Consider the following 12254-nt stretch of genomic DNA (forward strand, 5'->3'; position numbering starts at 1 on the left):
AAGACGAGACCGAGCAGCAGCATCCGAAGGGGGACGTGCCCCCACCGGCTCCGCGGCGCCGTTCTCGCCGCGGGCCGGCCGTCCGCCGGCGGCCGGACCGCGTCCGGGCGGCCGATTGCCGCCCGCCCCCTCCCGCCCCTCAGGGCAACTCGTAGGCGTCCGCAATGAGTTCGTAGGAGCGGACTCGCGCCGAGGGGGTGTGGACGTTGGCCGTGAGCATCAGCTCGTCCGCGCCGGTGCGCTTGACGAGGGCGTCGAGCCCCTCGCGTACCGCATCGGGGGTGCCGTAGGTGACGTTGCCCAGCCAGCTCTCGACGAAGTCCCGCTCGGCCGCGCCGAACTCGTACGCCTCGGCCTCCTGCGGCGACGGGACCAGGCCGGGCCTGCCCGTGCGCAGCCGAAGCATGGCGAGGGCTCCGGTGAGCACCTGGCGGCGGGCCTCGGCCTCGTCGTCCGCGGCGAGTGCGGCGGCGCCGATGAGTGCGTACGGCTCGTCCAGCACTGCCGAAGGGCTGAAGGTCTCGCGGTAGAGCTCCAGCGCGGGCAGGGTGTTGCGGGCCGAGAAGTGGTGCGCGAATGCGAACGGCAGCCCGAGCCGGCCGGCCAGTTCGGCGCTGAACCCGGACGAGCCCAGCAGCCAGACCGGAGGACGCGCCACCTCGCCCTGCACCGGGCCGGGCACCGCGTGGATGCGGGAGTAGCGGTGCCCGTCGGGGAAGCCGTCGTCGAGGAAGCGGATCAACTCCGCGAGCTGCTGCGGGAATTCGTCCGCACCCTCGCGCAGATTGCTGGGGGCGCCTCCCACGCCCGAAGGGCTGTGGGGGAGGCGCAGCGCGGCGGCCGTCGCACCGTCGGTTCCGGGGGCACGTCCGAGGCCGAGGTCGATACGGCCGGGGGCGAGCGCCTCCAGGGTGCCGAACTGCTCGGCGATGACGAGCGGAGCGTGGTTGGGCAGCATCACGCCGCCCGAACCGAGCCGGATGCGTTCGGTGCGGGCGGCGAGGTGGGAGAGGATCACGGCCGGCGAGGAGCTGGCGACGCCGGGCATGGAGTGATGCTCGGCGACCCAGTACCGCGTGAAGCCGCGCCGCTCGGTGAGACGTGCGGTCTCGACGGTGGCCCGCAGGGCGTCGCGGGAGCTGAATCCGGTGCCGACGTTCACGAGGTCCAGGACCGACAGCGGTACGGGGGCGGTGCCCCTCGCCTCGCCGCGTATGCCGTCGCCCTCGCCGCGTATGCCGTCGCCGCCGCCTGCGCCGGGCCCGTTGCCGGTGCCTTTCGCGCTGCCTGTGGCGTTGCCCTCGTGCACGGGTGCCGCCCTCCGCTCGCTGGTGATACGTCCAGCTGTCGTCAACGGCGGGCGGCGCCCGTCTCTTCCCGGGCCCGCGTCTCTTCCCGGGCCCGCGGCGCGTGCGCGCAGGCCCGGCGCGCGCCTCAGGCCGCGAAGAGCGTGCCCAGCGCCGGGCAGCGCACGGAGAGGTCCAGCAGCCGCAGGCCCTCCCAGGCGGTGACCTGGTTCGCGGTGAGGACGGGCTTGCCCAGCGCGTCCTCGATGTCCTCGATCCATGCGGCGGTGTGCAGAGCGGTGTCGGGGAGCAGCACGGCCTGCGCCTCCGGGTGGTCGCCGCCGCGGGCGAGCGCCAGCACCTCTTCCTTGCCCCAGGTGCCGACCTCCGCGGCGGTGATGATGCCGCTGCCGCGCATGGAGACGACCTCGGTGCCCGCCGCCTTGAGGAACGCGGTGAAGAGCTCGCCGACGTCCTCCGGGTACGTCGCGCCGATGGCGACGCGCTCCGCGCCCACCGCCCGCACGGCGTGGGCGAACGCGAAGGAGGTGCTGGAGGCGGGCAGACCGGCGGTCGCCGAGAGCTCGCGCACCTGCCCGTGCGCCCCGTCCCAGCCGAAGACGAAGCTGGCGCTGGTGCACGCCCAGACGAGGGCCTGGATGCCGTGCTCCTTCACCTCTTCGACCTTCGCGGCGAGACGCTTCGCCGAGCCCATCTCCAGCAGGGCGTCGGCACGGTGCGCGTCCTCGCCGATGTCGGTGTGCACAAGCGGCAGCCGGACGTCGGTTCCGGCGTCCGAGAGGATTCGCTCGAGCCGCGGGTAGTCGTCCTCGGCCGAGAAGCCGGGGTAGAGGAATCCGACTGCCTGCGACTGTGCTGCCGCGTTTGCCATCTACGCCTCCTGAAGCGTCGCTGGATGATCGGGTGCCCGGCACCGGTGACGTGGGACGGCCCGGGGGTTCTGGGGGACTTGTCCGGCGTACGGACTGCTTCGTCCTGCATGTACTGGGGCACCTCCCAGCGGTGGCTGGGGGAGGCCGCCTCCCGGCCGTGGCCGGGGGAGCATGCTGCCGAGTGTCGCTCACCTCGCGCCCGTCCTGTCGTGTGCGCGCCCGCACGGGGACGCGCGCCCGGAAGGGACGGGGCACGGACCGGCGCCGGACTCCCTGTCCGGCGCCTGCTCTTGTGGGGTGCACCCCGCCCGGCGGCGGGGTGTCTCATCTCACACGGCCGGGGGTCACACCGGCGGCTGGTTGCCGCCGCCCCATTCGTCCGTGTAGCCGGAGGCGAAGCCCTGGTCGTATCCCTCGAGGGGTTCGCCGCTCTCGGTGCCCGCGCTCGCCAGCGCGGCCTCGGGCTCGACGGGCAGAACCGCGGGCTCGGCGACCGGCTCGACGGACTCGGTGACCGGCTCGGCCGGCTCCTCCCTGCTGACCGGAAGCGTCGGCGAGGGAGTCATCGCCGCGGGCCCACGCCGTGCCACCGGGTCGAGCAGCGCCTGGTACGGGCCCACCGCTTCCTTCCCGATGCGGCGCAGCGCCTCCCAGAGCGTGACCTGGTTCGCGGAGAGCACCGGCATGCGCAGTTCCGCCTCGAGCTGCGGGATGACGTCGTACGTCGGCAGGTTGGTACAGCTGATGAAGAGGGCGTCCGGGGCGTCACCGGCGACGGCGTCGCGCGCCATCTCCACGACGTCCCGGTAGGGGACGCGCCAGATCTCCCGGGTGAGCCCGAGATAGCTGCGGCCGGTGACGGCGATGCCGGCCTCGCCGAGGAAGTCCTCCAGCGAGTCGGTGACCGACTTCGTGTACGGGGTGACGACGGCCACGCGCCGTGCTCCGATCTCCTGGAGCGCGGCGAGCAGCGCGCCGGAAGTGGTCAGCGAGGGGACCTCGCCGGCCTCCTCCATTGCCGCGATCATGGACAGCTCGCCGGCGGCGCCGCCGACGAAGCTGCCGGATGTGCACGCGTAGGCCACCACTTCGGGAGCCACCGCGTACAGGGCCTGGACGCCTTCGCGCAGCGTCTCGTGCTCACTGACGAGGCGGGCCTGGTCGAGGCTCACCTCGACCGGCACAAAAGGGGTGCGTGTCAGGTGCAGTGACACATCGTCCGGCACCCAACGCCACAGTTCCCGATCGAGTGCGAAGTCGAAGGGGGCGACGATGCCGACACCGCGCTGTGGCCGCGGTCCGCCGAGGAAGGAGACATCCATGGGTGAGCCCCAAAGAACGGAGGGGTGGCCTATGGCCAGAAAGGAAAAAATGAAGCCGGTCATTAGCCGGAGAACGCCGGGACAGATGCCTTCATTGACGACGGTAGTTCGCGCTACCTACCGTGGTCAATCCTCACATGTGCCCGGGCTTCCCGCCGCCGAGTTGAGCCGTCCCGCCCAGTCAACCGCCCCCTCGTTTCGAAGTGGTTTCCTGCCGATGACCGAGCCTGTCCTCCTTGTCCTCGACGATGATCCATTGCCCCGGCTCGACCGGCTCGCCGGGCGCGCCCGCGTCGAGCACGCGGACGAGAAAAGCCTGGTGGAGAAGCTGCCGACAGCCGACGTGCTGCTCGTGTGGGACTTCCTCTCCGACGCGGTCCGGCACGCGTGGCCGGGCTCCGGCCGACGGCCCCGCTGGGTGCACACGCCGAGCGCCGGAGTCGACCGTCTGCTGCCGGAGCTGGCGGCCTCGCCGGACACCGTGATCACCAACGCCAGAGGTGTCTTCGACCAACCCATTGCCGAATACGTGGCGGGGCTGGTTCTAGCCATGGCCAAAGATTTCCGGGGCAGCTGGGAATTGCAGCGGCAACGGCGGTGGAAGCACCGGGAGACGAAAAGGGTCGGCGGAACCCGGGCCGTTGTGGTCGGGTCCGGACCAATTGGAAGAACTATCGGCCGGACACTGAAGGCGCTGGGCGTCTCCGTGGACCTCGTCGGCCGCACCGAGCGGAGCGACGACCCCGACTTCGGACGCGTCCACGGCAACGCGGCGCTGGCAGATCTGCTCGGCCGGGCCGACTGGGTCGTGTGCGTCGCACCGCTGACGGAGGGCACGCGGGGCCTCTTCGACGCGTCGGCCTTCGCCCGCATGAAGCCCGACGCGCACTTCATCAACGTCGGCCGCGGTCAGCACGTGATCGAGGACGACCTGGTGGAGGCGCTCACCGGACACCGGATCGCCGGGGCCGCCCTCGACGTCTTCGCGGAGGAACCGCTTCCCCGGGACAGCGGGCTGTGGGACGTGCCGGGGCTGCTGATCTCGCCGCACATGAGCGGTGACACGATCGGGTGGCGGGACGACCTCGCCGAACAGTTCCTCGACAACTTCGACCGCTGGGAGGCCGGGGAGCCCCTGCTGAACGTGGTCGACAAGGACCTCGGTTACGTCCCCTCGACCTGAGCCCGCCTGGGCCCGGCCCCGGTCCCGGTCCGCCGCGCGGGCCTGGGACCGGGCCGGGTGACGCTTCCTCCGTGCTCCTCCCCCCGTCCTCCCCCTTGGGCCTCCCCCGCCCCCATCCGTCCCTCGGCCATGGCCGGACTCGCTCGACTCGAAAGGCTCCCATGTCGGATCTCAGCAGCCTCACCGCCGGCCGGCTCCTCGCCGGATACAGCAACGGAGACTTCACGCCCGTCGAGGCGACACGCGCCGCGCTCGAACAGGCCGAGAAGGTGCAGCCCCACGTGAACGCCTTCGTCCGGATCGACGGTGAGGACGCCCTCGCGGAGGCGCACGAGTCGGCGGAGCGCTGGCGCCGCGGCGAGCCCTGCGGCCCGCTCGACGGCGTCCCGGTGACGGTGAAGGACATCCTGCTGCTGCGCGGCAAGCCGACCCTCCGCGGCTCCTGGTCCTCCTCCACCGACGGGCCGTGGGAGGAGGACGCACCGTCCGTGGCACGCATGCGCGAAGCCGGAGCGGTGTTCGTCGGCAAGACCACCACGCCCGAGTTCGGCTGGAAGGGCGTGACCGACAGCCCGCGCCACGGCATCACCAGGAACCCGTACGACACCTCACGCACGGCGGGCGGCTCCAGCGGCGGCGGCTCCGCCGCCGTGGCACTCGGCGCCGGGCCGCTGACCCTGGGCACCGACGCGGGCGGATCGGTCCGCATCCCGGCGTCCTTCTGCGGGATCTTCGCCCTCAAGCCGACCTACGGCAGGGTGCCGATCTATCCCGCCAGCGCCTTCGGAACGCTCGCGCACGTCGGTCCGATGACCCGCGACGCGGCGGACGCGGCGCTGCTGATGGACGTGATCTCGCAGCCCGACGCCCGCGACTGGTCCCAGCTGGCGCCGCCGCGGGACAGCTTCAGCGAGGCGGTCAAGAGCGGGGTGCGCGGGATGCGCGTCGCGTACTCGCCGGACTTCGGCGGACGGGTCGAGGTCGCCCCGGCCGTCGCCGCCGGGGTGCGCCGCGCCGTCGAGAAGCTGGAGGAGCTGGGCGCCCACGTCGAGGAGACCGACCCCGGATTCGAGGACCCCCTCGAAGCCTTCCACTCCCTCTGGTTCGCGGGCGCCGCACGTGTGACCCAGTACTTCACCGACGAGCAGCGCGAGGCGATGGACCCCGGCCTGCGGGAGGTCGCGGAGGACGGCGCGGCGCGCAGTGCCCTCGACTACCTTGCCGCCGTCGACGTGCGCATGGCACTCGGCAAGCGGATGGGCGTCTTCCACGAGACGTACGACCTGCTGGTCACGCCGACCATGCCCGGCACCGCCTTCGGCGCGGGCCTGGAGGTGCCCGAGGGGTCCGGGCTGCGGCGGTGGACGGAGTGGACGCCGTTCACCTACCCCTTCAACCTGACGCAGCAGCCCGCCGGTTCGGTGCCCTGCGGGCTGGACGGGGAGGGACTGCCGATGGGCGTGCAGATCGTGGCCGCACGCCACCGGGACGATCTGGTGCTGCGTGCCTCGCACGCGCTGTACGAGGCGGGGGCCGCGCATGTGCCGGCCCCCGCGCTGGCCGGGAACGCCTGAGCGGTCAGACCCGGCGGAAGTTGAGGGTCTCGCCGAGAGCGCCGGCCCGCCACAGGTCCTGGCAGGCCTCGGCCATCGCGTCGAGGCCCTCGACGACCGCCCCCCAGACGATGCCGGGCACCCAGCCGGCGTCGCCGTTGATGAGCAGATTGTTGCGCTCGTAGAAGAGCGCGAGGTCGACGACGGTGGTCCGGGTGGCGTGGGCGGCCTGGCCGCCCTGCTGCTCGGCCGCCGCCTCGTAGCCGTACGACGCGGTGCTCAACTGCGTGTTGGTGAAGGTGAAATAGCACAGGTCGCCCGGGATGGGCGTGATTGTCGGGTTCTCCAGCGGCGGCTCCTCCGGAGCGAACGGCGGGATCAGCGCGTAGATCTCGTTGCGGGCGTACTTCGCGTGGTAGACGTCGCCGCCGAGGGGCAGCGCGTTCCACACGGCCTCGCAGGTGATCGGGGCGCGGTCGTCGAGCAGCTTCGCTGTGCAGCTCACTCCCCGCTTGTCCAACGACACTTCAATGAACCGCTCGGCCATCGTGCCTCCGCGTCGCGCAGTGGTGATTCGTACGTGTCAATGGTGGCGCAGTGGTCAAGCCCACAACGAGCAGGTCAAGGGCTGAAAACGATCCGCATATCTTCCAGGTGCCTGGGTAGCTGCGCGCCCATGGCTCCACCACGAGGGAAAAACACCGGAAATGCCGCGAAAACCGGCAGAAGTCTGGGACGTCGATCGATGCTCGCAGGTGCGGCATCGGTGGCGGCGCTCGGAACGCTGGGCACCACCACGGCGTGCAGCCGTGTGTCCGGCGCGGAAGCCGGAGACGGGGGCGATCTGCTGGAGAGACTGAGGGCCCAGGGCACGGTCCGGCTGGGCATCGCGGGTGAACAGCCCTACAGCTACATCGACACCAACGGTGAGCTGACCGGCTCCTCCCCCGCCATCGCACGGGTCATCTTCGGACGGCTCGGCATCGACAACGTGCAGCCGCTGCCCACCGAGTTCAACTCGCTGATCCCGGGTCTCAACTCCCAGCAGTTCGACGTGGTCGCCGCCGGCATGTACATCAACCCGGACCGGTGCCAGCAAGTGATCTTCGCCGACCCGGAGTACGAGATGCGGGACGCCTTCATCGTCCGCAAGGGCAACCCGAAGGACCTGCACAACTACAAGGACATCGCAGAGAAGGGAGCCAAGCTCGCCACCGGCGTCGGCTACGCGGAGATCGACTACGCGAAGGAAGCCGGCATCAAGGAGAGCGAGATCAAGCTGCTCCCGGACCAGCTCGCGGGTCTGCTGGAGGTGCAGGGCGGCCGCGCCGACGTCTTCGCGGGCACGGCGATCACCGTCCGCAACGTGGTCAGGCAGTCCAAGAGCGGAAAGACCGAGTACACCGACGACTTCGTCCCGATCCTGGACGGCAAGCCCGACCTGGGCACCGGCGCCTTCGCCTTCCGCAAGAGCGAGAGCAATCTCCGCGACGCCTTCAACGAGGAGCTCCACAAGATGAAGAAGAGCGGTGAGCTCTTCCGCATCATGAAGCCCTTCGGGTTCGTCGAGCGGGAGATGACGACCAAGACCGCGAAGGAGCGCTGCAAATGACGGACCTTACCTGGGGTCTGTGGGAGCTGCTGCTGAAGGGCGTCTGGCTGACCGTCCAGCTGACCGTCCTCAGCGCCCTGCTCGGCGCCTTCGTGGCGTTCGTGGTCGGGGTCGCGCGGACCCACCGGCTGCGCTTCGTGCGGTTCCTCTCCGGCGCGTACATGGAAATATTCCGCGGTACGTCGGCCCTCGTCCTGATGTTCTGGATCTTCTTCGTGCTGCCGGTCGCCTTCGGCTGGCAGCTGGTGCCCATGTGGGCGGCGGTCCTGGCGCTGGGGCTCTCCTACGGCGCGTACGGATCGGAGATCGTGCGCGGCGCGGTCGCGGCCGTGCCGTCCGCGCAGCAGGAGGCCGGCATCGCGCTCAGCTTCAGCCCGTGGCAGCGGCTCACCAAGATCGTGCTGCCGCAGGCGTGGCCGGAGATGATCCCGCCCGCCAACAACCTGCTGATCGAGCTGCTGAAGGGCACCGCCCTGGTATCGATCATGGGGGTCGCGGACATCGCCTTCGGCGCCTCGCTGGTGCGCAACGCGACGGGGCAGAGCGCGCCCGTCTACACGATCATCCTGGTGATGTACTTCGTACTCGCCTTCGTCCTCACCCGTGGCATGCGTGTACTGGAACGCCATGCCAAGGCGGGTATCGGCCAGGCCCCGCCCGCGAAGTCCCCGGGCGTACGCCGCCAGGTCAGGGTGCCTCGTCAGGCCGACGCCTCCCGTGACGTTCCCACCGCTGGAGGTGCCTCATGAGCTGGGACTGGTCCGCAGTCGGTGACTTCATGCCGCGCCTGTGGGACGGTGTGCTGCTCACGCTCCAGGCGCTGGTGCTGGGATCGCTCATCGCCTTCGCACTCGGTCTGGTCTGGGCGCTCGCCCAGCGGTCGAGCCTGAAGATCGTGAGCTGGCCCGTGACCGCGGTCACGGAGTTCATCCGCAACACGCCGCTGCTGGTGCAGCTGTTCTTCCTCTACTTCGTGCTGCCCGAGTGGCACATCACCTTCTCGGCGCTCGTGACCGGCGTGGTCGGCCTCGGGCTGCACTACTCGACGTACACGGCGGAGGTGTACCGCGCCGGCATCGACGGCGTGCCCGTCGGGCAGTGGGAGGCGTGCACGGCTCTCAGCCTGCCGCGCAGCCGCACCTGGAGTGCGGTGATCCTCCCGCAGGCGATCCGGCGAGTGGTGCCCGCGCTGGGCAACTACGTCATCGCGATGCTGAAGGACTCACCGATGATCGCGACCATCGGTGCACTCGAAATGCTGGGCCAGGCACGTCAGTTCAGTGCCGAGACCTTCCAGCCGACCGAGCCGATCACGGTCATCGGCATCGTCTTCATCCTGATCGCCTACCCGGCATCCCTGCTTATGAGAGCTCTGGAGCGTCGCCTTGTCCACTGAGAGCAGCACTTCGAAGGAAACCAAGAACCCTGCCGTCGACGGCAGTGAACTGATCGAGTTCAAGGACGTCACCAAGCGCTTCGGCAGCAACGTCGTTCTCGACAACCTGTGCTTCAACGTCGCCTCCGGCAAGCACGTCACCCTCATCGGGCCCTCGGGATCGGGCAAGACCACGATCCTGCGGCTGCTCATGACCCTGGTGAAGCCGGAGGAGGGCACGATCAAGGTCGCCGGCGAATACCTCACCCACGAGCAGAAGAACGGGAAGCTGGTGCCCGCGAGCGAGCGCCACTCCCGCGAGGTGCGCAAGAACATCGGCATGGTGTTCCAGCAGTTCAACCTCTTCCCCAACATGAAGGTGCTGCGGAACATCACCGAGGCACCCGTCCACGTGCTCGGGCTCTCCAACGACGAGGCGGAGCAGCGCGCCCGCGAACTGCTCGAACTCGTCGGCCTGACCGACCACATCGACAAGTACCCGAGCCAGCTCTCCGGCGGCCAGCAACAGCGCGTGGCCATCGCCCGCGCGCTGGCGATGCGTCCGCAGGTGCTGCTGCTGGACGAGGTCACCTCGGCGCTCGACCCGGAGCTGGTGGCGGGTGTGCTGGACGTCCTGCGGGACATCGCGCACACCACGGACATCACCATGCTGTGCGTCACGCACGAGATGAACTTCGCCCGCGACATCTCCGACGACGTGCTGATGTTCGACGAGGGCCGCGTCATCGAGTCGGGTGCTCCGGAGAAGATCTTCAGCGAACCGGAGCACGAGCGCACCAGGGAGTTCCTGAGCGCCGTCCTGTAGCGGCAGGACCCCACGGCGCCCGTGCGGGGCCGCACCCGGTACGCCGGGTGCGGCCCCGCGCGCGTGCCCCCGTGTCCGGGAGGGCGTGACGGCGGGCACCGTACACGGCCTGCGGGCCCCCAGGACGCATATGCCAAATCGCGGCAACGGCCCCCTCCGGCCGACCTGTTGGCCGCTATCGTGAGAAGCGGACGTGACCGGACGCGACGGTCACGACGCAAACGGTCACATCTTCAGGGAGGCCCGTCGTGGGGCTGAAGCCGGAGCACAGCGCGCCGTTCCACTCAGTGCGGTACGCGCTGCGCGTGCTCGAGGCGATCGCCGCGCACCGCGACGGCGTCACGGAGGCCGGCCTCTCGCAGGAGACGGGGCTGCCGCCGGGCCATCTCGCGCACCTGCTGGCGATGCTCTGCCGGGAGAACTACGCGGAACGGCTCTCCGACGGCAGCTACGTCGTCGGTGAATCACTGGTGCTGCTCGGCTCGGGCGGAGACCGCGAACGCGCCCTGGACGAGCGCCTCCGGCGCACCCTCGCCGATCTGCGCGACACCGTCGGAGCGGCCGTCTACCTCAGCCGCTACAAGGACGGCGAACTGGAGGTCACCGGGTACGCGGACAGCCCGTCCACGCCCGCGGTGAACGAATGGGTCGACTTCCGTTCGGCTCTGCACGCGACGGCCATCGGCAAGTGCCTGCTGGGGCAGCTCGACCACAACGGCCGCAAGGATCACCTCTCCCGGCACAGGACCGCACGTCTGACATCCCGGACGATCACGGACGAGAAGCTCCTGCTGAACACGCTGGACCGGCAGCCCCCGACCGTCCCCGTGCTGGATCTTCAGGAGTACGCGGTCGGCACGGTGTGCGCGGCGGTGCCCGTCACCGCCGGCTCGTCCGTGGGATGTCTCGCGCTGTCCCTGCCGGTGGAGCACGCGCACCGGCTGCGCCATGCCGCGGAGACGCTCAGCAGCAAGGCGGCTCCCGTCATGCTGTCGCTCGCCATCTGATCATGGTCATGAGCACCCTTTCGAAGGGGGTAGTATTTCCCTGGTCGGTCCGCGAGGACCGACGGGCGCCGTTAGCTCAGTTGGTTAGAGCAGCTGACTCTTAATCAGCGGGTCCGGGGTTCGAGTCCCTGACGGCGTACCGAGCAAGACCGGAAGCCCTCCGCGTGAGCGGGGGGCTTCCGTCGTTCCCGTGCCCCGCGGCCCCGCGTCTGTGCGTTCTTGCGGCGTTTCCGCGCCTCCCAGTCCCGGCTTTCCGCCCAGGCCCCCTCGCCCTTCCGCCGTTCCGTCCTCCCGGCGGTGCGGCGTCCCGGTCACGCAAGGCCGTCGGCGATCATCCTCCGCCCCCGTCCCAGAATTGGTCTGGACATGACTGGACAGCCGCGCTACATTCACCGTCTGGTCTAGACCGTTGAACGTCATGTGCGCACTCCGAACCCCCCACGAACATCTGGAGAGACATGCGCAAGAAGATCACAACAGCCGTCGTAGGACTGGGACTTGGCGGTGCCGCCATGTTCTTCGCCGGCGGCCCGGCACAGGGGCACGGCTTCAGCACCGATCCCGCCAGCCGTCAGGCGAACTGCGCCGACGGCAAGGTCACCGGCTGCGGAGCCATCGAGAACGAGCCACAGAGCGTCGAGGGCCCAAAGGGCTTCCCCGAAGCGGGCCCCGAGGACGGCTCCATCTGTGCGGGCGGCAACGAGGGTTTCAAGGAACTCGACGACCCGCGGGGCGGCGACTGGCCCGCAACCGAACTGAAAGCGGGCGCGGACCACACCTTCAAGTGGTCCATGACGGCGATGCATTCGACGACGGACTTCAAATTCTACGTCACCAAGGACGGCTGGGACCCGGGCAAGAAGCTCACCCGGGCCGACCTGGAGCCGAAGCCCTTCCTCACCGTGGACATGAACGGTGAGAAGCCCCCCGCCGAATGGACCGGGAAGGGCAAGCTCCCGGAGGGCAAGTCGGGCCGGCACCTGATCCTCGGGGTGTGGACGATCGCCGACACCGCGAACGCCTTCTACTCCTGCTCCGACGTGAAGTTCTGACCGCGCCGGGTCCGCGGGCGCGGACGCGGCAGCACAGCGAGCCCCGTGAGCACCGCACGCCCCGTGAGCACCGCATGACCCGAGGACCTGCGGGGGTCCACGGGACCCGAATTCCCGGACGGCCCCCGAGGAGGGGTCCGGCCCG

The 12254-nt window shown here is 70.1% G+C and carries 12 protein-coding genes and 1 tRNA gene; 9 read left to right on the forward strand and 4 right to left on the reverse strand.

What is annotated here, in order from left to right; translation table 11 throughout:
* Positions 1-139: 139 nt before the first annotated feature.
* From EV375_RS09135 to EV375_RS09145, 3 genes are all read right to left on the reverse strand, one after another.
* Entirely contained in the window at positions 140-1237 is a 1098-nt protein-coding gene (locus EV375_RS09135; RefSeq protein WP_130301716.1) for an LLM class flavin-dependent oxidoreductase, read from the reverse strand.
* A 197-nt stretch (positions 1238-1434) separates the two neighbouring features.
* Entirely contained in the window at positions 1435-2178 is a 744-nt protein-coding gene (locus tag EV375_RS09140; protein WP_130299007.1) for an aspartate racemase/maleate isomerase family protein, read from the reverse strand.
* A 345-nt stretch (positions 2179-2523) separates the two neighbouring features.
* Positions 2524-3501, reverse strand: coding sequence for an aspartate racemase/maleate isomerase family protein (locus EV375_RS09145; RefSeq protein WP_130299008.1), 978 nt, complete (start codon positions 3499-3501; stop codon positions 2524-2526).
* A gap of 217 nt (positions 3502-3718) precedes the next feature.
* Between EV375_RS09145 and EV375_RS09150 the strand changes: the two genes are divergently transcribed.
* Both EV375_RS09150 and EV375_RS09155 read left to right on the forward strand, forming a co-directional pair.
* Positions 3719-4684, forward strand: coding sequence for a D-2-hydroxyacid dehydrogenase (locus EV375_RS09150; RefSeq protein WP_130299009.1), 966 nt, complete (start codon positions 3719-3721; stop codon positions 4682-4684).
* Between the two features lie 161 nt (positions 4685-4845).
* The gene (locus EV375_RS09155) at positions 4846-6258 is read left to right on the forward strand and encodes an amidase (protein ID WP_130299010.1); all 1413 of its coding nucleotides are present in this window, start codon (positions 4846-4848) and stop codon (positions 6256-6258) included.
* Between the two features lie 4 nt (positions 6259-6262).
* On the opposite strand, the gene EV375_RS09160 is transcribed toward EV375_RS09155, so the two are convergent.
* A complete protein-coding gene (locus EV375_RS09160) occupies positions 6263-6784 on the reverse strand; it encodes a DUF3830 family protein (protein WP_130299011.1) in 522 nt (173 codons plus the stop codon).
* Between the two features lie 129 nt (positions 6785-6913).
* On the opposite strand from EV375_RS09160, the gene ehuB reads away from it, so the two are divergent.
* The 7 genes from ehuB (at position 6914) to EV375_RS09195 (ending at position 12109) form a co-directional block, all read left to right on the forward strand.
* Positions 6914-7849 (forward strand): ectoine/hydroxyectoine ABC transporter substrate-binding protein EhuB, encoded by a 936-nt coding sequence (gene ehuB / locus EV375_RS09165; RefSeq protein WP_130299012.1) that lies wholly within the window; start codon positions 6914-6916, stop codon positions 7847-7849.
* Complete coding sequence (gene ehuC, locus EV375_RS09170) at positions 7846-8598, forward strand: ectoine/hydroxyectoine ABC transporter permease subunit EhuC (protein ID WP_130299013.1); 753 nt, start codon at positions 7846-7848, stop codon at positions 8596-8598. The genes ehuB and ehuC overlap by 4 nt, the downstream gene beginning before the upstream one ends.
* Complete coding sequence (gene ehuD / locus EV375_RS09175; protein ID WP_130299014.1) at positions 8595-9245, forward strand: ectoine/hydroxyectoine ABC transporter permease subunit EhuD; 651 nt, start codon at positions 8595-8597, stop codon at positions 9243-9245. The genes ehuC and ehuD overlap by 4 nt, the downstream gene beginning before the upstream one ends.
* Positions 9235-10050: an ectoine/hydroxyectoine ABC transporter ATP-binding protein EhuA gene (ehuA, locus tag EV375_RS09180; protein WP_130299015.1), complete on the forward strand. Its 816-nt coding sequence runs from the start codon at positions 9235-9237 to the stop codon at positions 10048-10050. The genes ehuD and ehuA overlap by 11 nt, the downstream gene beginning before the upstream one ends.
* 248 nt (positions 10051-10298) lie before the next feature.
* Complete coding sequence (locus EV375_RS09185) at positions 10299-11057, forward strand: IclR family transcriptional regulator domain-containing protein (protein WP_130299016.1); 759 nt, start codon at positions 10299-10301, stop codon at positions 11055-11057.
* Between the two features lie 65 nt (positions 11058-11122).
* Positions 11123-11196 (forward strand) — tRNA-Lys (locus EV375_RS09190).
* Positions 11197-11515: 319 nt separating this feature from the next.
* Complete coding sequence (locus EV375_RS09195; RefSeq protein WP_130299017.1) at positions 11516-12109, forward strand: lytic polysaccharide monooxygenase; 594 nt, start codon at positions 11516-11518, stop codon at positions 12107-12109.
* Positions 12110-12254 lie beyond the last annotated feature (145 nt).

The sequence above is a fragment of the Streptomyces sp. CNZ301 genome (assembly GCF_004217425.1).